Origin of the sequence: Mycobacterium sp. 852002-53434_SCH5985345 (assembly GCF_001667155.1) — a bacterium.
GTDB lineage: Bacteria > Actinomycetota > Actinomycetes > Mycobacteriales > Mycobacteriaceae > Mycobacterium.
In genome coordinates this window covers 1-24706 of the sequence record NZ_LZIE01000082.1, presented here as the reverse complement: position 1 = coordinate 24706, position 24706 = coordinate 1, and the positions used below count along the sequence as shown (strand labels likewise).

25 protein-coding genes, 1 tRNA gene and 1 pseudogene are annotated in these 24706 nt (G+C 69.3%); 8 read left to right on the top strand and 19 right to left on the bottom strand.

The window, feature by feature from the left end; all coding sequences use genetic code 11:
• Positions 1 to 692: 692 nt before the first annotated feature.
• From mshC to A5756_RS21090, 6 genes are all read right to left on the bottom strand, one after another.
• Positions 693 to 1925 carry a cysteine--1-D-myo-inosityl 2-amino-2-deoxy-alpha-D-glucopyranoside ligase gene (gene mshC, locus A5756_RS21115; RefSeq protein ID WP_066957083.1) on the bottom strand — a complete coding sequence of 411 codons (1233 nt, stop codon included), beginning with the start codon at positions 1923 to 1925 and terminating at the stop codon, positions 693 to 695.
• A gap of 24 nt (positions 1926 to 1949) precedes the next feature.
• A complete protein-coding gene (locus A5756_RS21110) occupies positions 1950 to 2750 on the bottom strand; it encodes a 3'(2'),5'-bisphosphate nucleotidase CysQ (RefSeq protein ID WP_066957080.1) in 801 nt (266 codons plus the stop codon).
• A gap of 31 nt (positions 2751 to 2781) precedes the next feature.
• Positions 2782 to 3597, bottom strand: a complete 816-nt coding sequence (locus tag A5756_RS21105) for an SCO1664 family protein (protein WP_082948012.1) — start codon at positions 3595 to 3597, stop codon at positions 2782 to 2784.
• A complete protein-coding gene (locus tag A5756_RS21100; protein WP_066957074.1) occupies positions 3581 to 4168 on the bottom strand; it encodes a DUF3090 domain-containing protein in 588 nt (195 codons plus the stop codon). The genes A5756_RS21105 and A5756_RS21100 overlap by 17 nt, the downstream gene beginning before the upstream one ends.
• A 63-nt stretch (positions 4169 to 4231) precedes the next feature.
• Positions 4232 to 4996: a histidine phosphatase family protein gene (locus tag A5756_RS21095; protein WP_066957071.1), complete on the bottom strand. Its 765-nt coding sequence runs from the start codon at positions 4994 to 4996 to the stop codon at positions 4232 to 4234.
• A gap of 72 nt (positions 4997 to 5068) precedes the next feature.
• Entirely contained in the window at positions 5069 to 5371 is a 303-nt protein-coding gene (locus A5756_RS21090) for a hypothetical protein (RefSeq protein ID WP_066957068.1), read from the bottom strand.
• Between the two features lie 125 nt (positions 5372 to 5496).
• Between A5756_RS21090 and A5756_RS21085 the strand changes: the two genes are divergently transcribed.
• From A5756_RS21085 to A5756_RS21075, 3 genes are read left to right on the top strand one after another with little or no spacing between them, the layout of a single operon-like run.
• The gene (locus A5756_RS21085; protein ID WP_066957065.1) at positions 5497 to 6549 is read left to right on the top strand and encodes a YncE family protein; all 1053 of its coding nucleotides are present in this window, start codon (positions 5497 to 5499) and stop codon (positions 6547 to 6549) included.
• Positions 6546 to 6800: a DUF5703 family protein gene (locus A5756_RS21080; RefSeq protein ID WP_066957062.1), complete on the top strand. Its 255-nt coding sequence runs from the start codon at positions 6546 to 6548 to the stop codon at positions 6798 to 6800. The genes A5756_RS21085 and A5756_RS21080 overlap by 4 nt, the downstream gene beginning before the upstream one ends.
• A gap of 26 nt (positions 6801 to 6826) precedes the next feature.
• Positions 6827 to 7909, top strand: coding sequence for a quinone-dependent dihydroorotate dehydrogenase (locus tag A5756_RS21075; RefSeq protein ID WP_197505374.1), 1083 nt, complete (start codon positions 6827 to 6829; stop codon positions 7907 to 7909).
• Here A5756_RS21075 and A5756_RS21070 read toward each other — a convergent pair.
• Genes A5756_RS21070 through A5756_RS21060 form a run of 3 tightly spaced genes read right to left on the bottom strand, consistent with a single transcriptional unit; the run spans position 7906 to position 11262 of the window.
• On the bottom strand, positions 7906 to 9285 hold the full coding sequence (locus A5756_RS21070) for an HNH endonuclease signature motif containing protein (RefSeq protein WP_066957058.1): 1380 nt from the start codon (positions 9283 to 9285) through the stop codon (positions 7906 to 7908). The two genes, A5756_RS21075 and A5756_RS21070, sit on opposite strands and share 4 nt — an antisense overlap.
• Positions 9286 to 9337: 52 nt before the next feature.
• Positions 9338 to 9868 carry a YbhB/YbcL family Raf kinase inhibitor-like protein gene (locus tag A5756_RS21065; protein ID WP_066957055.1) on the bottom strand — a complete coding sequence of 177 codons (531 nt, stop codon included), beginning with the start codon at positions 9866 to 9868 and terminating at the stop codon, positions 9338 to 9340.
• A 29-nt stretch (positions 9869 to 9897) separates the two neighbouring features.
• On the bottom strand, positions 9898 to 11262 hold the full coding sequence (locus A5756_RS21060; RefSeq protein ID WP_066957052.1) for a M20/M25/M40 family metallo-hydrolase: 1365 nt from the start codon (positions 11260 to 11262) through the stop codon (positions 9898 to 9900).
• Positions 11263 to 11359: 97 nt separating this feature from the next.
• Between A5756_RS21060 and A5756_RS21055 the strand changes: the two genes are divergently transcribed.
• The 5 genes and pseudogenes from A5756_RS21055 to A5756_RS21035 form a co-directional block, all read left to right on the top strand.
• Positions 11360 to 11445: transfer RNA gene (locus A5756_RS21055), tRNA-Leu, on the top strand.
• A 199-nt stretch (positions 11446 to 11644) separates the two neighbouring features.
• Positions 11645 to 13306, top strand: a complete 1662-nt coding sequence (locus tag A5756_RS21050) for a PP2C family protein-serine/threonine phosphatase (protein WP_066957049.1) — start codon at positions 11645 to 11647, stop codon at positions 13304 to 13306.
• A complete protein-coding gene (locus tag A5756_RS21045) occupies positions 13303 to 14397 on the top strand; it encodes a cobalamin-dependent protein (RefSeq protein ID WP_156659741.1) in 1095 nt (364 codons plus the stop codon). The genes A5756_RS21050 and A5756_RS21045 overlap by 4 nt, the downstream gene beginning before the upstream one ends.
• Positions 14394 to 14759 (top strand): STAS domain-containing protein, encoded by a 366-nt coding sequence (locus tag A5756_RS21040; RefSeq protein ID WP_066957047.1) that lies wholly within the window; start codon positions 14394 to 14396, stop codon positions 14757 to 14759. Before A5756_RS21045 ends, A5756_RS21040 begins: the two co-directional genes overlap by 4 nt.
• Positions 14760 to 14796: 37 nt before the next feature.
• A pseudogene (locus A5756_RS21035) lies at positions 14797 to 15477 on the top strand (phosphoribosyltransferase); the annotation flags it as partial.
• Positions 15478 to 15480: 3 nt separating this feature from the next.
• On the opposite strand, the gene A5756_RS21030 reads toward A5756_RS21035, so the two are convergent.
• The 10 genes from A5756_RS21030 to murG form a co-directional block, all read right to left on the bottom strand.
• Positions 15481 to 15807 (bottom strand): hypothetical protein, encoded by a 327-nt coding sequence (locus A5756_RS21030; RefSeq protein WP_066957041.1) that lies wholly within the window; start codon positions 15805 to 15807, stop codon positions 15481 to 15483.
• A 95-nt stretch (positions 15808 to 15902) separates the two neighbouring features.
• The gene (locus A5756_RS21025) at positions 15903 to 16712 is read right to left on the bottom strand and encodes a DivIVA domain-containing protein (protein ID WP_066957039.1); all 810 of its coding nucleotides are present in this window, start codon (positions 16710 to 16712) and stop codon (positions 15903 to 15905) included.
• 261 nt (positions 16713 to 16973) lie between these two features.
• Complete coding sequence (locus A5756_RS21020) at positions 16974 to 17264, bottom strand: YggT family protein (RefSeq protein WP_007170773.1); 291 nt, start codon at positions 17262 to 17264, stop codon at positions 16974 to 16976.
• Positions 17265 to 17410: 146 nt separating this feature from the next.
• Positions 17411 to 18052, bottom strand: coding sequence for a cell division protein SepF (locus tag A5756_RS21015; RefSeq protein ID WP_066957036.1), 642 nt, complete (start codon positions 18050 to 18052; stop codon positions 17411 to 17413).
• A gap of 62 nt (positions 18053 to 18114) precedes the next feature.
• Positions 18115 to 18897 (bottom strand): YggS family pyridoxal phosphate-dependent enzyme, encoded by a 783-nt coding sequence (locus A5756_RS21010; RefSeq protein WP_066957033.1) that lies wholly within the window; start codon positions 18895 to 18897, stop codon positions 18115 to 18117.
• 5 nt (positions 18898 to 18902) lie between these two features.
• Positions 18903 to 19607, bottom strand: coding sequence for a peptidoglycan editing factor PgeF (pgeF, locus tag A5756_RS21005; RefSeq protein WP_066957030.1), 705 nt, complete (start codon positions 19605 to 19607; stop codon positions 18903 to 18905).
• A 101-nt stretch (positions 19608 to 19708) separates the two neighbouring features.
• Entirely contained in the window at positions 19709 to 20860 is a 1152-nt protein-coding gene (ftsZ, locus tag A5756_RS21000) for a cell division protein FtsZ (protein WP_066957092.1), read from the bottom strand.
• A 222-nt stretch (positions 20861 to 21082) separates the two neighbouring features.
• Positions 21083 to 22063 carry a cell division protein FtsQ/DivIB gene (locus A5756_RS20995; protein WP_156659737.1) on the bottom strand — a complete coding sequence of 327 codons (981 nt, stop codon included), beginning with the start codon at positions 22061 to 22063 and terminating at the stop codon, positions 21083 to 21085.
• Positions 22060 to 23520, bottom strand: a complete 1461-nt coding sequence (murC, locus tag A5756_RS20990; protein WP_066957028.1) for a UDP-N-acetylmuramate--L-alanine ligase — start codon at positions 23518 to 23520, stop codon at positions 22060 to 22062. The genes A5756_RS20995 and murC overlap by 4 nt, the downstream gene beginning before the upstream one ends.
• Entirely contained in the window at positions 23517 to 24704 is a 1188-nt protein-coding gene (murG, locus tag A5756_RS20985) for an undecaprenyldiphospho-muramoylpentapeptide beta-N-acetylglucosaminyltransferase (protein ID WP_082960069.1), read from the bottom strand. The genes murC and murG overlap by 4 nt, the downstream gene beginning before the upstream one ends.
• Between the last annotated feature and the right edge of the window lie 2 nt (positions 24705 to 24706).

Below are 24706 nucleotides of genomic sequence, written 5' to 3'. Positions count from 1 at the left end.
ACGCACGACGAAACTCCGCATCCCGCGCCACTATCGACCACGTACAACGACCCTCCCGCCCCACCGGATGCCTACCTGACTTCTCGCGGGGCGCACTGCGGCCCCGCGTTCCGGCTAAAGCAGTGGTCGAGGTCGACCGGACCGATTGGGTCCAACGTGCGATGGGGCTTTCCGCGGACACTGGCCGCAGCCTTAGGAACCACTCCGAGGGCTTGCCCCGGCTCGTATCACAAACAGAGGCTCCTTAGCCGTATCCGGCTGCGCACCTCGGGCGAACTGGTCTGATCTCATGTGTGTCTGATCTCATGCGTAACGATCCAGTTGCGGTGCACCCCGAGGCCGCCAGGCGGCGTCCAACAAGTCGCGGCCTTCCGAAGGCTCCGCCGACTCGCTGTCCGTTCCCATTGGTCTCACCGCATTCTTCAGCCGACCACTTCCTATAGATATATACCCATGCTAGGTTTTCAGCAAACGCAAATTAGTGAGTCATAATTTACATAGGTGCAAGTTATACATGCGTTGAACAGGCGTTTCTGGTCATCCACAATATTGAACGAGGGATTCTAGCAAACATTCTGCGGGCGTCGGGAGACTCGCCAACAGTCGGCGACCCCACCGCGCAGCACTGCGGATTCGGTGCGTAATGCACCATCCCGACAACCGTTCCGCGGGCCGACAACAATGCGCCGCGATCAGAGTTCGACGCCGAGTAGGGCATCGATCGCCGTTGCTACCAGCTTCGGCGCCTCGGTGTCATGGCCCCCGTATTCGAGCGCATCGGCGGCCCAACCATCAAGCGCAGCAAGGGCTTTAGGGGTATTTAGGTCGTCGGCCAAGTACTGACGCACCCGCGTGATGACGTCGGCGTCCGGGCCGGCGGGCAGGGCGGTCGCGGTGCGCCAGCGCCGCAGCCGGGCGTTGGCCTCGTCGAGCACCTGCTGGCTCCAAAAGCGATCCGCGCGGTAGTGCCCGGACAGCAGTCCCAGCCGGATGGCCGCCGGCTCGACGCCCTGGGCCCGCAACGTCGACACCAGCACCAGATTGCCGCGGCTCTTGGACATCTTGTGCCCATCCCAGCCAATCATTCCGGCGTGCACATAGTGCCGCGCGAATCGCCGCTCACCCCGTACACACTCGGCGTGCGCGGCGGTGAACTCGTGGTGCGGGAAGATCAGGTCACTGCCCCCGCCCTGGATGTCCAGGCCGCTGCCGATGCGGCTGAGCGCGATCGCCGCGCACTCGACGTGCCAGCCGGGGCGGCCGTCGCCGAACGGTGACGGCCAGCTCGGCTCCCCCGGCCGCGCGGCCCGCCACAGCAGGGCGTCCAGCTCGTCGGTCTTGCCGGGCCGGTGCGGGTCGCCGCCGCGCTGCTCGAAGAGCCGCAGCATGGTTTCGCGGTCGTAGCCTGACTCGTAGCCGAACTGCGGCGTGGCGTCCGCCCGGTAGTAGACGTCCGGGTAGTCGCCGTCGACGACGTACGCCGCCCCCGACGCCAGCATCTTCTCGACGAGCTCGACCACCTCGGGGATCGCCTGGGTGGCCGCAACGTAATCGCGCGGCGGCAGGACGCGCAGCGCCGCCATATCCTCGCGGAAGCGCGCGACCTCACGATCGCCGAGCTCGCGCCAGTCGACGCCGTCGCGGTCGGCGCGCTCGAACAGCGGGTCGTCGACGTCGGTGATGTTCTGCACGTAGTGCACGGCGTGGCCGAGGTCCAGCCACTGTCGGTAGACCAGGTCGAAGGTGAGATAGGTGGCCGCGTGCCCGAGATGAGTGGAGTCGTACGGGGTGATGCCGCAGACGTACATGGTCGCAGTCGATCCGGCCGCCACCGGCCGCACCTGGCGATCGGAGGTGTCATACAGCCGAAGCTCCGGTCCACGTCCCGGCAATACCGGGACCGGTGGAAACTCCCACGACTGCATGCCAACGACTCTAAACGCGGTGACCTAGCGCCATGCGTCGCGGATGGCAGCGAGCAGGATCGGTGCCACCTCGGCGCGGCACATCACGAAATCGGGTAGGTACGGATCGAACTGGTTGTAGCGCATCGGCGAGCCGTCCAGGCGTGACGCGTGCATGCCGGCGGCCATCACGACGCCGGCCGGCGCCGCCGAGTCCCACTCCCATTGGCCGCCCGCGTGCAGGTAGGCGTCGACGTCGCCGTCGATGATGGCCATCGCCTTGGCGCCCGCCGAACCGATGGCCACCGGCTGGATCGCCAACGATTGGCGCATGCGGTGCAGCACGAAGGGCGGCCGGGTGGCGCTGACGGCGATGCGAAACGTATGGGGTATGCCGACCCGCGCGGCGTCGGCGGTGACGGTGTCGGTGCGGTACACCATGTTCCCGCGGGCCGGCAACGACACCGCGGCGTCGGTGATCTCTCGCTGACCGTTGGTGGCTTCGCCGCTGGGACGCTGCCACAGCGCGATGTGCACCGCCCAGTCGTCGCGGCCCGGCGTGGAGAACTCGCGGGTGCCGTCCAGCGGATCGATGATCCACACCCGGTCGTGCTTGAGCCGGACCAGATCGTCGTAGGCTTCCTCGCTGAGCACGGCATCGCCGGGGCGCTCGGCGCGCAGCCGCCGCAGGATCAGCTCGTTGGCCAGGGTGTCCCCGGCGTCGCCCAACGCCCACGGATGACCGAAGCCGATCTCGTCGCGCACTTTCAGCAGCAGCTCCCCCGCGTCCGCGGCGAGTTCGGCGGCCAGTGCGGCGTCGGTCAGCTCATCCGGGGCCAGGCTCACCGGTTCAGTATCTCCGACGCTGCGACCGCCACTAGAAGGCCGGCCACGGAATGGGTCGGTGCCGGTTGGGTCCCGGCATCACCGGATCGTCCAGCAGCGCGTGCGCGCGCCTGCGCAACGCCGCGATCTCCGCCCGCGTGATGTGCTCGGCCAGTTCGTCGCACAGCGAGCCGCCCAGGACCTCGGTGAGCCCGGCGACCGCGTCCAACATTTTCTGGTCGACCGGCTTGTGGGCCCAGCCCCATAGCACCGTGCGCAGCTTGTTCTCGACGTGCAGGGACACCCCGTGGTCGACGCCGTAGACGTGCCCCTCGATGTCGCGCAGCACGTGGCCACCTTTGCGGTCTGCGTTGTTGATCAGCACGTCGAAGACGGCCATGCGGCGCAACCGGATGTCGTCGGCGTGCATCAGGACGACCTCGTCGCCGGCGTAGTCGTAGGCCCGCAGCACCGGCAGATAACCCGGCTCGGGCTTGTTGGCGGGAAACAGGTCGACCAGGTCGGGGCCGGGTCTGGGGTCGGAGTCGGCCGCGTCGCCGGGTTGGTCCACCCAGAGTTGCAGCATGCCCGGACCGGCCGGCCCGTGACGAATCACCGTGTAGGGCACGATGTTCCACCCCAACTGCGTCGACACCAGGTAGGCCGCGAGTTCGCGGCCGGCCAGCGTTCCGTCGGGAAAATCCCACAGCGGGGCTTCGCCGGAGACCGGCTTGTAGACGCAGTGCACGGTCGATTCGCCGAGTGTGGACTCGCACAGGAAGGTGGCGTTGCTGGCTGAGCGGATGCGTCCGATGACCGTCAGCTCGCCGTTGCGCAACACCTCACGGTCGTCAGGCCTCAAGTTCATCGTCAGGCCCGAGCAGCGCGCTGCGCCTATAGCCGTTGGCGCGCGCGCAGATATGGCCCTCCGGATCCAACGGCTCGTCGCACAGCGGGCACGGCGGGCGTCCCGCTGAGATGACGCGATTGGAGCGCGTGGCGAACTGCCGCGCCGACTCCGGCGTCAAGAACACCCGCACCGCATCGGGACCCTCGTCGGTGTCGTCGAGCACCACCGACGCGTCGAATTCGGCGTCGGTGACGGCCAGCAACTCGACCACCACGGTCTGGGCCTCCGAATCCCAGCCCAGGCCCATGGTTCCGACCCGGAACTCGGCGTCGACGGGGGTGATCAGCGGGTTCAGGTCCTCGACCTCGGCGGGCTCCGGCGGCACCGGGGTGCCGAACCTGCGATTCACCTCGAGCAGCAGCGCACCGATGCGCTCTGCCAGCACCGCCACCTGCTGCTTCTCCAACACCACCGACACCACCCGGGCGTCGTGCACCGCCTGGATGTAGAACGTGCGGTTTCCGGGCTGACCAACGGTCCCGGCCACGAAGCGGTCGGGTGTGCGGAAGACGTGAATTGCGCGGGCCATGGCACCTCCAAAATACCGGCTGTTGCCTTCGCCGTGCGATTCGATTGCCCCGCGACAGCTGAATTAATCAGTCGAGCCGCCGACCACCGCGTCGCCGGACGCAACGGCCGCGGTCGGCTGTTCCGTTGGCCCCGTCCCGGACTCACCGTCCGTCTTCGCCTTCGCCTCATCCTGGGGCTCGTCCTTGGGCGGTGGTCCGGCCCGCAGCGCTGCAGCCAACTTCGCACCGGTGTGGTTGACGTGCAACACAAACGGGCGCAGTTCGGTGTATCGGATCACACTCACCGACGCCGGGTCGGCGGTGACCCGCTGGAACGCGTCCAGGTGCATGCCGTAGGCGTCGGCGACGACCGCCTTGATGACATCGCCGTGAGTGCAGGCCACCCACAGGGCGTCGCCGCCGTGCTCTGCCGCCAGCCGTCGATCGTGTTCCCGGACGGCGGCCACGGCGCGCGCCTGCACCTGCGCCAGCCCCTCGCCGCCGGGGAACACCGCCGCGCTCGGGTGGGCCTGCACGACCCGCCACAGCGGCTCGCCGGCCAGCTCGGCGATCTTGCGGCCGGTCCAGTCCCCGTAGTCCACTTCGGCGAGCCGGTCTTCGACGAGCGGCTCGAGGCACAGCGCCTCGGCGAGCGGCTCGAGGGTGCGCCGGCAACGCAGCAGTGGCGAACTGATCAGCCCGCGGATGGGCAGGTCACCGATCCGGTCGATCAGCCCGGCGGCCTGATCGCGGCCCTTGTCGTCGAGGTCGACGCCCTCGGAGCGTCCGGCGAGGACGCCGGCGGTGTTCGAGGTGGAGCGACCGTGGCGCAACAGGATGACCGTCATGCCGCGGTGTCCCACCGATACGCCGCCCAAACCACGATCACGACCGTACCCGGTGCGGGGGCGGGTTCTTGACTAGCGCGCGACCGGGACCGCGTGCGCCACCGAGTCACGAACGGCGGCGATCAGGCTGCGCTCGTCGGAGACATCGATGTCGACCAGGCTGCGGATCGCCCTGGCGACCACCTCATCCGCCTGGGGAACCGGCCCGGCAAGGCGCGGTCGGTAAATTTCGACGACAAGCGATCGGTGCTCGATGTGGAACGCAAAACTGCGCCCATCACCGACTTGTCCATACCCGCTGGCGAAAATGCCTGTCGACAAATCCTCGACAGCAAACTCTTTCTCCGCGGTATGCCGGTCAACGGTGACGGCCATGGCCCGACCATACCTCGCCCGCGGGACTTGATGTAGACGACATGGCCATATTGGATGCGAAGGCGTTCCTTAGTATGCCCAGTCCATAGTCGTTACGCGAGGGAAAATAATTGCTGTCAACGCACATGCGTCGCCGAGCGGCAGCTCACCGGGGTTTGCTTGGCGCCGCGCTTTTGCTGGGCGTCGTCGCGGGATGTTCGTCGAATACATTCAAATCCGCACCGCCCACCATCGAACCGGCCGTGGCCGCCGTGTCGCCGCCGGTGTCGCAGAACCCGGCCGGCGAGGTGCGCGCGCTGGCCGCCCGCGCCACCGCCGCGGCGTTCGACGGCGGGACCCGCCAGCTGGCGGTGCTGGCGCCCGCCGCCGCCCCGCCGGGGCCGGCCACCGTCACGGTCTTCGGTGGGCCGACCGCCGCACCGCGGGTCATCGACCTGCCGGGGCCGGCGACCTCGTTGACCGACGACGGACACGGCACGCTCTTTCTGGCCGCCCGGGGTGGCTATTTCGTGGTCGACCTGCCCACCGGCCACACCAGGCAGGTGAACGTCACCGACGCCGCGCAGGTCGACTTCACCGCGGTGGCCCAACGCGCCGACGGCAAATTGGTATTGGGCAGCGCCGACGGGGCCGTCTATATCCTTGCCTCGCCGACCCCGGCCAGCGTCGACACCGCTACCGTCGGGAGCCGGACCAAGATCTTCGCCCACGTCGATGCGCTTGCCACGCAAGGGAATACGACAGCCGTCCTGGACCGGGGGCAAACCTCGGTGACCACGATCGGCGCCGACGGCCAAGCCCGCCAGGCGTTGCGGGCGGGCGAAGGCGCAACCACCATGGCCGCGGACCCGTGGGGTCGGGTGCTGGTCGCCGACACCCGGGGCGGCCAGCTGCTGGCGTACGGCGTCGACCCGCTGATCTTGCGGCAGGCCTATCCGGTGCCGCAGGCGCCATACGGCCTGGCCGGCTCCCGCGAGTTGAGCTGGGTAACCCAGACCGCTTCCAATATCGTGATTGGTTACGATCTGTCCACCGGAATTCCCGTCGAAAAGGTGCGTTACCCGACCGTGCAGCAACCGAACTCACTGGCCTTCGACGAAGCGTCAGACACCTTGTACGTGGTGTCGGGGTCCGGTGCGGGGGTTCAGGTCATCGAACACGCGGCGGGTAAGCGTTGACCGCGCCGCGCCGAAGTCAGTTGCCCGCGGGCTGGGACGCCGAGCTGTCCGACGAATACGAGTGGGTGCCGCTGCGCCTGCCACCCGAGGTGACCCGTGTCAGCGCGTCCATCCGGCTGTCCATCGAGGCCGAATACCGGGGCTGGGAGCTGACCCGGGTGCGGCTGTATACCGATGGTAGCAGGCGGGTGTTGTTGCGCCGCAAGAAGTCTCGGCTGAACACCCGGCGGCCTGACCAACCGGAACTGTGACCGTGCCCCAACCGCGCGAAGGCGTGGTGTACGGCGTCGTGCGACGGCTGTTCTTCCTGGTTCCACCCGAGCGCATCCACACGCTGGTCTTCGCGGTGTTGCGCGGCGCCACCGCCGTCGGCCTGCCGCGGCGGCTGTTGCACCGCCTGCTGGGCCCCACCGATCCGGCGCTGGCGAGCACGGTGTTCGGGGTGCAGTTCCCGGGGCCGCTCGGCCTGGCCGCCGGCTTCGATAAGGACGGCAAGGGGTTACTGACCTGGGGGGCACTGGGGTTCGGCTACGCCGAGGTCGGGACCGTCACCGCGAACGCGCAGCCCGGCAACCCGCGCCCGCGCATGTTCCGGCTGCCCGCGGACCGAGCCCTGCTGAACCGGATGGGCTTCAACAACCTCGGCGCCGGCGCGCTGGCGATCCAGCTCGCGCGTCACCGACCCGACATCCCGATCGGGGTCAACATCGGCAAGACGAAGTCCACGCCGGCCGCCGACGCCGTCGACGACTACCGGGCCAGCGCCCGCCTGGTCGGACCGCTGGCGTCCTACCTGGTGGTCAACGTCAGCTCGCCGAACACGCCCGGTCTGCGCGACCTGCAGGCCGTCGAGTCGCTGCGGCCAATCCTGTCGGCCGTCCTCGCCGAGACGTCGAAGCCGGTGCTGGTCAAGATCGCGCCCGATCTTTCCGACGCCGATCTCGACGACGTCGCCGACCTGGCTGTCGAGCTGGGCCTGGCCGGGATCGTCGCCACCAACACCACCGTGTCGCGTGCGGGCCTTCGGACGCCGGGGGTCGACGCGCTCGGCCCCGGCGGCATTTCCGGGCCGCCGGTGGCGCGCCGCGCCACCGAGGTGTTGCGCCGGCTGTATGGCCGGGTCGGTGATCGCCTGGTGCTGATCAGCGTCGGTGGCATCGAAACGGCCGACGACGCGTGGGAACGCATCACCGCGGGCGCGTCGCTGCTGCAGGGCTATACCGGCTTCATCTACGGAGGAGGCTTGTGGCCCAAGCGCATTCACGACGGCGTCGCCCGTCGGCTGCGCGACGGCGGCTTCGCCTCGCTCAGCGATGCGGTCGGCTCGGCGGCGCCGGCCCCCGGCGGGCCGGCAAGTTAAGCCGCCCCTTCTTCGTCGGCTTCTTCGTCGTCGTCTTCGGCCAGGACCTTCTCCGGGTGGTGGAAGGTGTTGGTGCGTGGCTGACCGCGATCCAGGTGCGGTGGTGGGATCCATTCGGTGTCGCCGTTGGCGCGTTTTCGGGTGGTCCAGCCGTTGTCCAGGAGGCGGTGGTGGGGTCCGCAGGCCAGGGTGAGTTGATCGATGTCGGTGCGGTGGGTGCTGGCCCAGTCCTGGACGTGGTGGACTTCGCAGTAGTAGCCGGCCACGTCGCAGCCCGGGGCCGAGCAGCCACGGTCTCTGGCGTACAAGACAATTCGTTGCCCCGGTGAGGCCAGGCGCTTGGCGTGATACAGCGCCAGCGCGTTGCCCTTGTCGAAGACGGCCAGATAGTGGTGGGCGTGGCGGGCCAGCCGGATCACGTCGGACATCGGCAGCAGGGTGCCCCCGGCGGTGAGGGCTTTGCCGGCGGCGGACTCGAGGTCATTGAGCGTGGTGGTCACGACGATGGCCGCGGGTAATCCGTTGTGCTGACCCAGGTTGGCGCTGCAAAGCATTGCCCTTAGCGCGGCGTTGAGGCCGTCGTGGTTGCGCTGCGCGGCGCTGCGGGTGTCACGCTGCACCGCCTCGTCGCTCGGGGCGCCCTCGGCGATCGGTGTCTGGTCGTCGGGGTTGCACATCCCTGGCGCGGCCAGCTTGGCCAGCACCGCCTCCCAGGTGGCGCGGGCCTCGGGGGTGAGCCAGCCGCTCAGCTTGGACATGCCGTCGGCCTGCTGACAGCCCAGCACCAGCCCCCGGGCCCGCGCCCTGTCGGCATCGGTGTAGTTGCCGTCGGGATTGAGGCAGTCCGTCAAGTGGCGGGCGAGCCTGGCGAGTTGATCGGGGCGATAGTGGGTGGCCTGCGACGCAAGGTGTTTCTCGGCCTGCTCCCGAGTGTCGATGTCGACGGATTCCGGCAGCTGGTGGAAAAACCGCCGGACCACCGCCACGTGATCGGCCCCGATCGCCCCGGCGCGCTGGGCCGCGGCCGTGGCGGGCAACACCGGTGCCAACGGCTCACCGCTCAGCGCCCGGCGCGGCCCTAAGTCGGCAGCCTGCGCGATGCGGTGGCCGGCCTCGCCGCGAGTGATGTGCAGCCGATCGGCCAACGCCCACGACAGCTTGCCACCCAACTCGGCCGAATCAGCCTGCTCGGCAACCTGATTGATGAGCTGATAACTCGGTGTCTGCAGCCGGCGCGTCTCACACTCCAGGATCTCCAATAATCGCAACCGCTCTGGAGTAGTCAGCGCCTCATACGAATGCCCGAGGATGCGGGAGACGACCTCACTCAGCGCGGCGTAATCCGCCGCGATGTCCTGACGATCACTCGAACGCATGTTCGAATACTACGACCGCCCACCGACAAGACGGTCGGCGTAGGACGAGTGGCTACTTCTGTTCGTAGATGCCGTGAATAACGGCGCGCGCGATCGCGTGCTGGAACAGGTTGAAGCCGAGGTAGGCGGGGCTGGCGTCCTCGCCGAGGTCCAGCTTGTCGACATCCACGGCGTGCACCGCGATGTAGTACCGGTGCGGACCGTGCCCGGGCGGCGGCGCCGCACCGATGTAGCGGCGCATGCCGGCGTCGTTGACCAGCGTCAGCGCGTCGTCGGGCAGGTCGCTCCCGTCCCCCGCGCCGGCGGGCAGTTCGGTGACGTCGGCCGGCAGGTTGGCCACCGCCCAGTGCCAGAAGCCCGAGGCCGTCGGCGCATCGGGGTCGTAGACGGTGACGGCGAAGCTGCGGGTCTCCCCCGGGAATCCCGACCAGCTCAACTGCGGGCTGACATCTTCTCCACCCGCGCCCATGATCCCGCTGACCTGCGGCTTTGCCAGAGACTGGCCGTCGGTGATCGAGTCCGATGTCAGGGTGAACGTCGGCAGCTGCGGCAGCGCGGCGTACGGGTCGGGCGCGGTGCTCATGAGCGATCCTCTCGTTACGTGTCGTGTCTTCAGCAGTGTGTCAAGAAGTGTGCCAGCACTTCGGTGCCGAACCTCAGCGCGTCAACGGGTACCCGCTCGTCGACACCATGGAACAACGCGGTGAAATCGAGGTCCGGCGGCAACCGCAGCGGGCTGAAACCGAAACAACGAATACCCAAGCGCGCGAACGATTTTGCGTCGGTGCCACCGGAGAGCATGTAGGGAACCGTGCGGCCGTCCGGGTCCAGCGCCAGCACGGCGGCGTTCATGGCGTCCACCAGGTCACCGTCGAAGCTCGTCTCATACGACGAGAAGTCCTTGATCCACTCCCGTGTGACGTCCGGGCCGAGCAGTTCGTCGACCTCGGCCTCGAAGGCCTCCTTGCGGCCCGGCAGGATTCGGCAGTCGACCACTGCTTCCGCGACGGCCGGGACGACGTTCGCCTTGTACCCGGCCTTGAGCATCGTCGGGTTCGCGGTGTCGTGCAGCACGGCCTTGAGCATGCGGGCCATCGGGCCGAGCTTTTCGACCGCCCCCGCCAGGTCGCCCGACTCGACGTCGAACGTCAGCCCGGTCTCGTCACTGACGGCCGCCAGGAACTGCGCGACGGTGTCAGTCAGTACGAGGGGAAACTGGTGCCGGCCCAACCGGGCGACCGCCTCTGCGACGGCGGTGACAGCGTTGCGGTCATGCACCATCGATCCGTGCCCGGCCGGGCCGCGGGCGGTCAGCCGCATCCAGGACAGACCCTTCTCGGCGGTCTCGATCAAATAGAGCCGGCGTTCGCCCCCGTCGCGGCGGGGCACGGTCAACGAGAAGCCGCCCACTTCGCCGATCGCCTCCGTGACGCCCTCGAATAGGTCGGGCCGATTGTCGACCAGCCATTGCGCCCCGAAGGTGCCGCCGTGTTCCTCGTCGGCAAGGAAGGCGAACACCAGATCCCGTGGCGGCACGATCCCGGCCTGCTTCAACCGCCGGGCCACCACGATCATCATGCCGACCATGTCCTTCATGTCGACCGCTCCGCGGCCCCAGACGAACCCCTCCTTGACCGCACCGGAGAACGGGTGCACGCTCCACTCGGCCGGCTCGGCCGGCACCACGTCGAGATGGCCGTGGATCAGCAGTGCGCCGCGCGAGCTGTCGGCGCCCGCGAGGCGGGCGATCACGTTGCCGCGGCCCGGGGCACCCGATTCCACGTATTGGGGCGCGTACCCGACCTCGGCGAGCTGCTCGGCGACCCACTGCGCACACTCGGCCTCGCCCCGCGTGGTCTCCGGTTCGCCGGTGTTGGTGGTGTCGAATCGGATCAGCCTGCTGACGACCTCGACCACGTCGTCACTCGGGCCGGTCGGGAACTCGGTCTGGGCGGTCACAACCACCTTTCCTACCATTGCCGGGGCCGCCGGGCTCGATGCTGAGCGGCCCGGCTGGGTTGGGCGCGCGTGAGACAATCCGATAGCCTTAGCTGCCAACCCATGCGGTTGGTTTGTCCGAGTGGCGGAATGGCAGACGCGCTAGCTTGAGGTGCTAGTGCCCTACTAATGGGCGTGGGGGTTCAAGTCCCCCCTCGGACACGCATGGCGCACGGTCGCTTCTCGCCTCGGAGTCGGGAGAGCGGGCCGTGTAGAGTTTGCGCTATTGGGGTCGAGAAATGGCCCTCCGCTGCACGTGCGACGCACGGCCAGTACGAACGGCCCTCTCCCGCAAGCCAATACGCCCAGAGTCGGCGCAACGTCAGCAAGATCAACCATTCCGCGTTGACAGGTCAACCGCATGCATGATGGTGCCCACGTAGGCGTCGAGATCGACCTCGACGCGTTGTGGGCGGCCGTGCCCTGCCCCACGCTGGTCATCGATCGCGAGGGAGTCGTGCGGGCTCTGAGCGGGTCGGCCCAGTCCCTGCTGCCGGGCGCGACGCAGGGCGGCCGGATCGACGAGTCGGTTGACTGGCTGTCGCGCGCACATCATCGTCTCGTCGAGCTTGAGCCCGGGGCGGTCGATCGGGACGCGTCCGTCGTCTCGGGAGGGGTGGGGAGCCGAAAATTCGACGCGCACGCAGCGGTTCTGCCCAGCGGCGAGGTGGCGTGGTCGCTGGTCGAGGACACCGGCCAGTTGTTGCGGGAGGCCCAAGAAGCGCTGGCGCGCGAGCAGGAACGCACCGCGATCCTGCTCGAGGCGTCTTCCGTGTTGACCGCGGCGCTGAACGTGGACCGCTGCCGGGAAGCGACGGTGCAGATGGCCGCCCGGCACCTGGCGGACGCGGCGGTGCTGGTGGCCCCCGCGGGCCGCGGCCGGCGGCTGCCGGTCTTCTACAGCAGCGCGGCCGGGGCCGTGGAGCAGTGCAGCGTCGACGCCGACCCAGCGGTGGTGGCGGGTTTGAGCGAGGCACTGCACGGGTTTCCGCCCGTTTCCTCGGGCTGGATCGATCCCGTGACAGTACCCGATTGGCTTGTGCCTCAACACTTCTCGGGACCGGTGGGGTCCGTGATGATCCTGACGCTGCCCGGGCACGGGGTTTCGGCGGGGGCTCTGGTGTTGCTGCGACGCACCGATCGGCCGGTGTACAGCGCGGACGAAGAACTCTTCGCCGGCCTGTTCGCCGCCCGCGCCGGGGCGGCGTTGTCCGCCGCACGCCTCTACGCCGAACAGGCCGCCATCACCCGCACCCTGATGCGTGACCTGTTGCCTCCCCCGCTGCATGGGCTGCACGGCATCGAATTCGCCGGCGGCTACCGGGCTTCGAAGGATTACGAGGTGGTCGGGGGCGACTTCTACGACTTCCATCCCGCCGCGCGCCCCGAGGACGAGACGCTGGTGGTGCTGGGCGACGTGTGCGGTAAGGGGCTCGAGGCCGCCGTGATGACCGGCAAGATCCGCAACACACTGCAGGCCCTGACGCCGCTGGCGCAGGACCACGAGAGCGTACTCACGCTGCTCAACCGCGCCATGTTGTCGTCGGACCACACCCGGTTCGCCACTTTGGTCCTGGCCTCGGTCGCCTACCGGGACGGCCAGGTGGTGCTCCGGTTGACCTGCGCCGGGCATCCGCCGCCGTTGATCGTGCGCGACGACGGGCAGGTGGAAGAGGCCAACACCAAGGGCACGCTGGTCGGCGCGCTGGAGCGCATCACTGTGCAATCGTTTGAGACTTCCCTGGCGCCGGGCGAGACGTGCGTGCTGTACACCGATGGCATCACCGAGGCCCGCGGCGGTCCGCTGGGCAGTGACTTCTTCGGTGAGCAGCGCCTGGCGGCAGCACTGACCGGATGTGCCGGAATGCCGGCCGAGGCGGTCGTCGAACGCGTCCTGATGCTGGCCACGCAGTGGGTGGGACAACGCGTGCACGACGACATCGCGGTCGTGGCGATCACCGCCCCGCAGCGCACCCACCTCAGCGCCGTCGACGGCCACACGCGGGGCAGGTACGTGGCATGAGGTCCTACGACACCGATATGACCGCCCCACGCGCTACCGGTGCCGCCGACGAACTGGTGATCCGCGAGCGGCTCTGGGGAGCCCTCGCCGACCGCGACGAGTACGCGGCGGCAGCCAGCGTGTTCGCCGCGATGGATGCGGGCATGACGCACGAGGACGTGCTGCTGGAGGTGATCGCCCCCGTCCAGCGCAAGGTGGGCACCGAATGGGCCGCCAACCGCATCAGCGTCGCGCAGGAGCACGCGGCCACGGCCATCAACGACCGCGTCATCGCCGCGCTGGCCCACCACCCGGCCGGCAAAGTCCCGACGCACGGCGGCCGGCTCGCTCTGGCGTGCGTGGACGGCGAGTGGCACGCTTTGCCCGCCCGGCTGCTGGCGGAGGTCCTGCGGCTGCGTGGCTGGCAGGTCGACTTCCTCGGAGCGCAGGTCCCGACCCCGCACCTGATCGCCCACCTGCACCAGCACGGACCCGACGTCGTGGCGCTCTCCTGCTCGATCCCCACCGGGCTGCCCAACGCGCACGCCGCGATCATCGCGTGCCAGTCCGCCGGTTTCCCCGTCCTGGCCGGCGGGGCCGCGTTCGGCCGCGACGGCCGTTTCGCCCGGCAGCTGGGCGCTGACGCGTGGGCACCCGACGCGCGAACCGCTGACGAACGCCTGCGCCGCGAATTCCCCGCCGTTCGACGCACTTTCAGCCGCCAACCGGTCAGTGACCTGCCCCATCTGGCCGACCAGGAGTACACCATGGTGAGCCGGAGCGCGGGTCAGCTGGTCAAGTCCACCGTCACCGATTTGGAGGACCGCTTTCCCGCCATGCGCGCCTACTCCGCGCCGCAGCGCCAGCACACCGTCGAGGACGTCGCCCACATCGTCGACTTCCTCACCGTGAGCCTGTACACCGACGACGACGCGCTGTTCGCCGACTTCATCACCTGGACCGCCGACATCCTCGCCGCGCGGGGCGTTCCGGCGGCATCGCTTCACCCCGTGTTGGATTTGCTGGATGCGCAACTCAAGGAGTTCCCCCGCAGCCAGCGCTTGCTGCGGACAGCAAACGATGCCCTCGCCGCCGCCGGAGCGTCCCGATGAACCTGTTCCTGAGTGTCGCCACGACGGGACGATCGGCCTGCGTGCAGATCTCCGGCGACCTGGTCTACGAAACCGTCGACGCCATGGTCGACGCCGCCGGTCAACTACTCGGCCGGCAGCCCGCCCTGGCTGACCTGCATCTCGACCTCTCCGGACTGGCCTTCTGCGATTCCGCGGGTCTGTCCGCCCTGCTCCTGGTCCATCGACGCAGCTGTCAGGAGGGCGTGCGTCTACACCTGGACAACCGACCGCGATTCCTCGATCGCATCCTGGACGTGACCGGTACGTTCGAGCATCTCGTCACCGCGTCCCGCTCCGATGTGGGGACGGCGAGCCCGGACCGGCGCGACCGGGTTCGCTGACCGGCGCGGCCGCCACGAAACGCCGTAGGGTGGAACGCGACCGATGACACCCAATGGATTCCTCCGGCGCACTGCGACGCGCACGTTCCGCGACCGTCGCGAGGCCGGTCACGCGCTCGCCGAGCAGCTCATGTCCTATCGCGACAGGGATGACGTGCTGGTCTTCGGACTGGCGCGCGGCGGCGTCCCCGTCGCCTGGGAGATCGCCGCCGCGCTGCACGCCCCCCTCGATGTGTTCCTGGTCCGCAAGCTCGGGGTGCCACGCTGGTCGGAGCTCGCGATGGGCGCCGTGGCCAGCGGAGGCGGCGTCGTGATGAACGACGACGTGGTGTCCAGCCTGCACATCACCGACGAAGAGGTGCGCGAGGTGATCGAGAGCGAGACGGCCGAGCTCGCCCGCCGCGAGGACGCGTACCGGGGCGGCCGCCCGGTGGCCGACCCGCGCGGCAAGGTGGTGATCCTGGTCGACGACGGGATCGCCACCGGCGCAAGCATGCTGGCCGCCGTCCGAGCCGTGCGAGCCGCCGGTCCCAGATCGATAGTCGTCGCGGTCCCGGTGGGGCCGCCGTCGACCTGCCGTCAGCTCGGGCTCGAGGCCGACGAGGTGGTGTGCGTGACGATGCCGCCCGGATTCGAAGCTGTCGGCCAGGTGTACGGCGATTTTCACCAGGTCAGCGACGACGAGGTGCGCGAGACGCTCGCCACGCCAACCGGCTGAGTACTACTTGGCGGCCTCGTCGCCGCGGCCCTCGGCCGGCACCGCCGACTCTTCGGTCGCCTCTGCGTCAGCTTCGCTGGATTCCTGCGGGGCGTCCTCGGGGTAGTCGACGGCCTCGTCGCCGGCCTCGGCCTGAACCTCGTCCTCGTGCTGGGCTGCTCCGCCCGCGTCGCGCCGCTGCCGCTCCTGCAGCGCGTCGATGATCAACAGCACCACCCCGAGCACGCTGGCGCCGATGCACACCCAGGCCACCAGCTCGTTGCTCGTGACCACGGCGAACACCAACGCGACGAGCCCGACCAGGGCCAGTACCAGCGCAATGATCAGCATCGGTCATCCTCCAAGCGGCGAGCGGGCAGCCAGTTCGTGTGCAGGTCTAGTGTGCCAACCGCGCAGCTTGGCGAGTGTCCGGCACGCCTGTGAGGCTAGTTGTTACCCCGATTAAATTGGTCGAATCCGCCTGCGTCGGCGCTGGAGTCGACGGGCGCCGCCGATCCGCGCTGGCCGAGCTCTTCCAGCTGCGATTCCAGGTAGGTCTTGAGCCGGGTCCGGTACTCGCGTTCGAAGGTGCGCAGTTGCTCGAGGCGGCCTTCCAGGACGGTGCGCTGCTGGTTGATCGTGCCCATGATCTCGGAGTGCTTGCGTTCGGCGTCGGCCTGCAGGGCGTCGGCCTTCTCCTGGGCCTGACGCAACTGGGTCTCGGAGCGGGTTTGCGCATCCGCGAGCATCGCGTCGGCGCGCTGCCGGGCCTCGGTGACCGTGGTCTCGGCGGTCTGGCGGGCCTCGGTGAGGATCTGGTCCGCGTTGGCGCGGGCGTCGGCCAGCATCTTGTCCGACTCCGCCTTGGCCGTGCTGGTCAGCCGGTCGGCGGTGTCCTGGGCCAGGCTCAACACCCGAGCGGCCTTCATGGCCTGTTCCTCGTTGCTCGCCGCGGAAGGGGCGGGTGCGGCGGGTGCGGCGACCGGTGCCGCCTTTGGCGCCGGCTCCGGCTCGGGGACGGGGATCGCCTGGGTGGGTGCGGCCGCGGGAGCTGCGCTGGCGCCGCCGCCGGCAGCAAGCTCCTGGTCCAGCTCCTCGATCCGCTGACGCAGATCGCTGTTCTCTTCGATGAGCCGCGTCAGCTCGGCCTCCACCAGATCGAGGAAGGCGTCGACCTCGTCTTCGTTGTAGCCCCGCTTGCCGATCGGTGGCTTACTGAACGCCACATTGTGGACGTCGGCTGGTGTAAGCGGCATTGTTTCGTCCCCTCAAGTTCCTGTCTAACGTTCTGGAAAGTGTAGAACGCAGTGGTAGCCGTCGTGCAACTGCCGTCCATCCTGTCACACCAGGCGCGACCGTTGCTGTTTAGGCCAATAAATAAGAACCAATTTCAAACACTCAGGGCAATAAAATCCGAAACCTTAGAATTTTTAAATCGCGGGCACCAAACCGAGGCTAAAACGTGGCCGAACCGTCTCCGGGCTGGAAGGCGGCCCCCGCCGGCGCGCCGGATCGGCCTACGCCGCGGCGCCGAAGGCCAGCTGCATGCCGATGAACGCGACCAGCAGCAACACCATGATGGACAGGTCGAAACGGACCGCCCCGATGGTGAGCTGCGGGATCAACCGCCGCAGCAACTTCACCGGCGGATCCGTGATCGACATGATGATCTCGAGGATCACCACCGTGATGCCGGTGGGATGCCAGTCACGGCTGAACGAGCGAATGAACTCGACGACAACCCGGGCGATGAGCAGCAGCCAGAAGATGAAGAGCGCAAACCCAAGGATCTGAAAGAACAGCACCAACTGAAGAGCCCCGACCTTACCGATGAGATGTCAAGCGCCGCGGGCTTTCGCGGCGCCTGCCAGCGTACCGACTCCGGTCCTCGGGCCACATCGCAGCCGGTCCGGCCACCGAAGCGGCGCCGAACCCGGCGCCGCTCAACCGCGGGTTATTGGTAAGCGTAGAAACCGGTTTCGGCGATCCGGCGACGCTCCTCGGGGGAGACATCGACGTCCGCGGGCGAGAGCAAGAACACCTTGGTCGCCACCTTGTCGAAGGAGCCGCGCAACGCGAAGGCCAATCCGGCCGCGAAGTCGACCAGCCGCTTGGCGTCGGCGTTGTCCATGGACACCAGGTCCATGATGACCGGGGTGCCGTCGCGGAACCGCTCGCCGATGGTGCGCGCCTCGCTGTAGTCCTTGGGCCGCAGCGTGGTGATCTTCGAGAGCGGGTGGCCCTCTTCGAACATCATCGCCATCCGGCGCGGGTCCATCGCCAGCGCGCCGCGGGTGGAGTTGCGCAACCAGGATCCGAATCGCGGCCTACCCATATCGGGCCGCTCGAACTCGCGGGGGTGGACGGCGCCGTAGCGCGGCTCCTCCCCGTAGCCGCCGCGGTAGCCGCTCGGCGGCGGGTAGTCGGCGGGCTCACGCGGGTCGTCGTAGTCGCGCCCTTCGTAGCGGCCGTACCCGTCGTCGAAACGCGGCCGCGGAAAACCACGCGAGGGTGCGTGGTCGTCGTAATACTCGTCGTCGTAGTCGTCCATCGGGGCCATACCGAAATAGGCCTTGACTTTGTGCAGTGTGCTCATTGCGTTGACCCCTTCTAGCCCCTGATGCTTGGTGTCAGTGATGAAGATGTGACTACAGTGACTTAATACGGTGACGGTAGCGGCCGGGGACCCAATAGCGCGGTACCGACACGCACACACGTCGATCCGTGTTTGACGGCAATTTCGAAATCGTCGGACATGCCGGCCGACAGGCCGACGGCGTTCGGATGGGATTCCAGGACGCGCAGGTGCTCGGTCCGCAGGCGCTCGAAGGCCGCGTCGGGACTCGAGCCCAGCGGCGGAATGGCCATCAGACCGGCCAGTTCCAGGCACTTCGCGTCCTCGGTCTGCGCGCACAATTGGTCGAGCGCTCCCGGCGCCGAGATGTCGACGCCGCCCCGCGTCTCGTCGCCGTCGAGGCTGACCTGAACGTAGACCCGCATCGGATCGGAGCGGCGGCCCTCGGCCAGGGCCGCCGACACGCCCCGATCGAGCGCGGTGACGAGGTGGGAGCTGTCCACCGAGTGGGCGGTGTGCGCCCAGCGGGCAACCGACCGGGCCTTGTTTCGCTGAATGTGGCCCACCATGTGCCAGCGCAGGGCCGGTACGTCCGCCCGCGACGCGGCCGCCAAGAGTTTGGTGACTTCGCTCACTTTTGCCGACGCTTCCTGATCCCGCGATTCGCCGACGGCCCGGCAACCCAATCGCGACAAAGTCACGACATCGGTTGCTGGAAAGAATTTGGTAATCGGCAGAAGTTCGATTTCACCGACATTGCGACCCGCCGCTTCCGCAGCCGCCGCAAGGCGCGAACGCACGGCCGCTAATGCGTGGGTCAATTCCGTTTCGCGGTCGCTGTGGCTCTCCGGTGCCCGACCCCCCATCGCAGTCACTCCATCCACACCAGCGAGGCCAGCCGCCCGGTTGGGGCACTCCGGCGGTGACTGAACAACGTCGGGTCGGCCACGGTGCACCGCGGATCGATGTCGATGGCCGTGACGCCCAATTGCTTTAGCTGGCAAGCGATTCCGGCCCGAAGGTCGAGTCCGGGGGTGCCCACCCCGGTCGTGGTGCGGCTGCCGGGCAGCGCGACCTCCACCTCGTCGGCCATGGCCGCGGGCACCTCGTAGTTGCGCCCGCTGACCGCCGGGCCCAGCAGGGCCGAGATGTCCTCGACGTGCGCGCCCAGCCCCAGCATCGCCTCCACGGTGCGGGCCACCACCCCGAGCTGGGCGCCCACGCGGCCCGCATGCACCGCCGCGGCCACACCGGCGCGCGCGTCGCCCAACAGCACCGGCACACAGTCGGCGGTCACGACAGCCAGCGCCAGCCGCGGGGTGCTGGTCACCAACGCGTCGGTGCCGTCGACGGCGCTCCGGGGCCCGTCGACCACCTCGACGCGATCGCCGTGGACCTGGTTCATCCACACCACGCGGTCGGGACCCAGGCCGATGGCGGCCGCCAGCCGCTCTCGGTTGGCAGCCACCGCCGCCGGATCGTCGCCGACGTGGTCGCCCAGGTTGAAGGTGTCGAACGGTGGTCCCGAGACACCGCCCGCGCGGCTGGTGGTCACCCGCCGGATGCGCACGCTCACCTTTTCAGTATCCGGAGTGCACTGCCTGCCAGCGGACAGCGCCATCCCGCCCCTATGTTTCTTGGCCGGTTTGTCGCGCACTGGCAAGCAAATCGAGACCCTCAGCGGCGCATGAACGGCGGTACGTCGACGTCGTCGTCGTCACCGCCGATGTTCAGCGTGGCGCCGTTGGTGTGGACCGGCACGCTGACCGCGTCGACGGGTTCGAACAGGGTCGAGGTGAGCTTGCCGGCCTTCGCAGACTCGATCCGGTGCGCGCCGCCCTTCTCCGCGGCAGTGCCACCCACCACGGGCTTGCGGCCGGCGCCGGCGGCGTCGAAACCCGCCGCGATGACGGTGACGCGCACCTCGTCACCCAGCGAATCGTCGATGACCGTACCGAAGATGATGTTGGCGTCCTGGTGGGCGGCGTCCTGCACCAGCGAGGCCGCCTCGTTGATCTCGAACAGGCCCAGGTCACTACCGCCGGCGATCGACATCAGCACGCCGTGGGCGCCCTCCATCGACGCTTCCAGCAGCGGTGAGTTGATCGCGATCTCGGCCGCCTTGAGCGAGCGTCCTTCGCCGCGCGCGGAGCCGATGCCCATCAGGGCCGTGCCCGCACCGGACATGATGCCCTTGACGTCGGCGAAGTCGACGTTGATCAGGCCGGGCGTGGTGATCAGGTCGGTGATGCCCTGGACGCCGTTGAGCAGCACCTCGTCGGCGCTGCGGAACGCATCCATCAGGGACACGGCGGCGTCGCCCATCTGCAGCAGCCGGTCATTGGGGATCACGATGAGGGTGTCGCAGCTCTCGCGCAACGAGGAGATGCCGCTCTCGGCCTGGTTGCCGCGCCGCTTGCCCTCGAATGAGAACGGGCGGGTGACCACGCCGACGGTCAACGCACCCAGCTTGCGCGCGATGCTGGCCACGACCGGCGCGCCGCCGGTGCCCGTCCCGCCGCCCTCGCCGGCGGTGACGAACACCATGTCCGCTCCGCGCAGCAGCTCCTCGATCTCGTCCTTGGCGTCCTCGGCGGCCTTGCGGCCGACCTCCGGGTCCGCGCCGGCACCCAGCCCGCGCGTGGAGTCGCGGCCGACGTCGAGCTTGACGTCGGCGTCGCTCATCAACAGCGCCTGCGCGTCGGTGTTGATCGCGATGAACTCCACGCCCTTGAGGCCCTGCTCGATCATTCGGTTCACGGCGTTGACGCCGCCGCCACCGATACCCACGACCTTGATCACGGCCAGGTAGTTATGCGGGGGGGTCATCATTCGTTTTCCTCCCTGGTGGGCTCAGTTCTGCGCGACGGGTTTCCTCCCGAGCGTCCGCGGGCCTCCCTGGCAAACCCTCAACCTCAACCATAGAGTTAGAGTTATGTCAAGTAGTTCCGCGCAACCAGAACGGTATGGGTATGGCGCGCCCTAACCCCGCAGGCGCGCCGACGCGCCGCCCGCAAATTTTTTCTGTTACGGCGGTCACACGGGGCGTCGTTACTTCACCGTGGGGAGGTCGGGGCTCGAGACGTCATAGGTCCGCCCGGGCTGGGTCAGCAGCGCGGCCAGCTTCTCGGCCTTTTCGTCGGTGCGATCGGTTGTCCCCCAGATGACGACGCGGCCGTCGCCGAGTGTGAGCGTGATCGAGGCCACCGAGGGGGCCGCGACCCGGCCCACCTGGCCCGCGACCTCGGGCCGCAGCGCGGTCAGCACCTGCAGCGCGGCCTTGGTCGCCGGGTCGTTCGGGCCAGGGTCGGCGACGTCGAGGTACGGCAGCGCCGGCGGCGGCGGCCCGGTCGCGAAATCGACGCCGTCACGGTCGAAGAGGTGCGGGCCGTCCGGAAAGTCCTTCACCGCCACCGGAACTCGCTCGACGATGGTGATGCGCAGCGCCGAGGGATACTGCCGCTGCACCCGCGCGCTGGCCACCCGCCGGATCGCGGCCACCCGGTCGGCGACCTGGTTGGTGTTGATCTGCAGCAGCGGCGTCCCCGGCCGCACCCGCGCCGCGTCCAGCACCTCTTCCCGGGTCACCACCCCGGTGCCGACCACGACGATGTTGCGGGCCGACATCGCGGGCGTGAAGTAGAGGATCAGCGCGAGCCCGATCCCGAGGACGACCAGCAACACCGTCACCAACAGCATCTTCAGGCCACGGACCACGCCCCGGGCGGCGGGTTTGGGCTCGTCGAGCGTGCGTCCGCTCACCCGGCGCTTGGCCTCGCGGCGGGCTTCCTCGATCGCGGTGGCGCGCTCCTGCGCGGCGCGGCGTTCGGCTCGTTCGCGGCGCGCCCGCCGGCGTGGTCCCTCGAATTCGTCCGGGGCGACCGGTGTTTCGACCCCGGGCCCCCCGACGAACAGCGGCTCGGTGACGTCGTCCCCGGCGGGCTCGCCCACGTGCAGATTGCCCGCGTCCTCGGCCGACCGCTCCGCGGCCCGCATCGTCGCCGGGTGGTCGGCGTCGTTCGGCTCGGTCATCGCAACACCCCCGGCCGGCCGGGCGCGCTGCGGTTGTCCCTGTCCCGCAGCGCGGTCACGATCTCCGGCCCGAGCAAGGTGACGTCGCCCGCGCCCATGGTGACGATGACGTCGCCGGGGCCGGCCTCCGCGGCCACCTGCTCGGCGACGGCGGAGAAGTTGGGCAGGTAGCGCACCGGCGCGCTCACGTGCTCGGCGACGCTGGCGCCGCTCACACCGGCGAGCGGTTGCTCGCGCGCGCCGTAGACATCGAGGACGAACACCTCGTCGGCCGCATCCAGGGCGTGGCCGAACGCCACGGCGAATTCCTTTGTGCGCGAATACAAATGGGGCTGAAATACCACCAGGCTACGGCCGCCGCCGCCCTGCTCGAGGACCGTGCGGACCGCCGCCAGCGTGGCGCTGATCTCGGTGGGATGGTGGGCGTAGTCGTCGAAGACGCGCACCGAGCCGGCGTTGCCCACGAGTTCGAACCGGCGGCGCACCCCCTCGAAGCCGGCCAGCCCGTCGAGCACCGCGTCGACCGGGGCGCCGATCTCGATCGCCGCCAGCAGCGCGCCCAGCGCGTTGAGCGCCATGTGCCGCCCGGGCACCGACAGCCGCATCACCCGGGGATACTTTTCGCCCGCCAGCTGGACGTGCGCGACCGCCTCGGTGCCCTGCTGCTCCCAGGACAACAGGGTGGCGGCGTGGTCCTCCCCCGGCGCGGATCCGTAGCGCAGCACCCGGATTCCCAGCTCGGCGGTGCGCTCCGCCAGCGCGGCAGCGCCCGGGTCGTCGACGCACACCACCAGCGCTCCCCCCGGGGCGAGCCGCTCCACGAAGGCGTCGAACACCCCGACGTAGGCGTCGGCGCTGCCGTAGAAGTCCAAATGATCGGCCTCGATGTTGGTGACCACCGCGACGTCGGGCGTGTACTCGAGCAGCGACCCGTCACTTTCGTCGGCCTCGGCCACGAAGCAGTCGCCGCTGCCGTGATGGGCGTTGGTTCCGGCCTCCCCCATCTCGCCGCCGACCGCGAACGACGGGTCACGTCCGCAGTGCTGCAGCGCCACGATCAACATCGACGTCGTCGTGGTCTTGCCGTGCGTGCCGGTGACCATCAGCGTCGTGCGCCCCTCCATCAACCGCGCCAGCACCGCCGGCCGCAGAATCACCGGGATGCCGCGCCGCCGGGCTTCGACGAGCTCGGGGTTGGTCTTCGGGATGGCGGCGTGGGTGGTGATCACCGCGGTCGGGCCGCCCGGCAACAGGTCGAGCGACGAGGCGTCGTGGCCGATGCGGATTGACGCGCCCCGGGCCCGCAACGCGTGCACGCCGCGCGACTCCTTGGCGTCCGATCCGGATACCAGCGCGCCGCGGTCCAGCAGGATGCGGGCGATGCCCGACATGCCGGCGCCGCCGATGCCCACCATGTGCACCCGCTGCAGCTCGGGCGGCAGCTGTTCGGCGTTCACCGTCGCCCTCCCGCCGCTGCCTTCCTGGCAATGTCCAGCGCCGCCTGTGCCACTTGCCGCGCCGCGTCGGGGTGCCCCACGCGCGCGGCGGCCGTCGTCATCGCCGCCAACCGCGGCGGGTCGTTGAGCAACCCGGCCACCTCGCGGGCGACCAGCTCCGGCGTCAAGGCGGCGTCGGCGACCACCATGCCGCCCCCGGCGTTGACCACCGGCAGCGCATTGAGCCGCTGCTCGCCGTTGCCGATCGGCAGCGGGACATAGATGGCCGGCAGGCCGACCGCCGAGACCTCGGCGACGGTCATCGCGCCCGACCGGCAGATCGCCAGGTCGGCGGCGGCGTAGGCCAGGTCCATCCGGTCGAGATAGGGCACCGCCACGTACGGCGGGTCACCGGGTTGGCTCTCTCGCAGCTCGAGGGTGTTTTTTGGTCCGTGCGCGTGCAGCACCGACACGCCCGCGGCGGCCAGGTCGGCGGCGGCCCCGGACACGGCCCGGTTCAGCGACACGGCGCCCTGCGAGCCGCCGAACACAAGCAACACCCGCGCGTCGTCGGCGAAGCCGAAGTGCCTGCGCGCCTCGGCGCGCAGGGCCGCGCGGTCCAGCGAGGTGATGGCCTCCCGCACCGGTATCCCGACCACCTCGGCGCGCGGCAGCCCGCAATCGGGCACCGCGGAGAGCACCCGGTCGGCACGGCGGGCGCCGACCCGGTTGGCCAGCCCGGCGCTGGCGTTGGCTTCGTGGATCAGCACCGGGACGCGGCGCCGGCGGCCGAGACCGCGGGGAATCCCGCGGGCTGCGAGGTACGCCGGTAGCGCCACGTATCCGCCGAAACCGATGATGACGTCGGCGTCGACCGCTTCGAGCACGGCCCGCACCTCCCGGACCGCGCGCCATACTCGCGGGGGCAACCGGGCCAGGTCGCCGCTGGGCTTGCGCGGCAGCGGCACCGGCGTGATCAGCTCGAGGTGGTAACCGCGCTCGGGCACCAGCCGGGTCTCCAGCCCGCGGTGGGTGCCCAGCGCGGTGATGCGCACCTGCGGATCGAGCGCGCTGAGCGCGTCGGCCACCGCCATCGCGGGCTCGACGTGACCGGCGGTGCCCCCGCCGGCCAGCACCACCGACAGCGGCTTGAGGGGCTTAAGAGCCGACAACGCGGCACCGGCGGGCTGGGGGGTTGCCCCCAGCC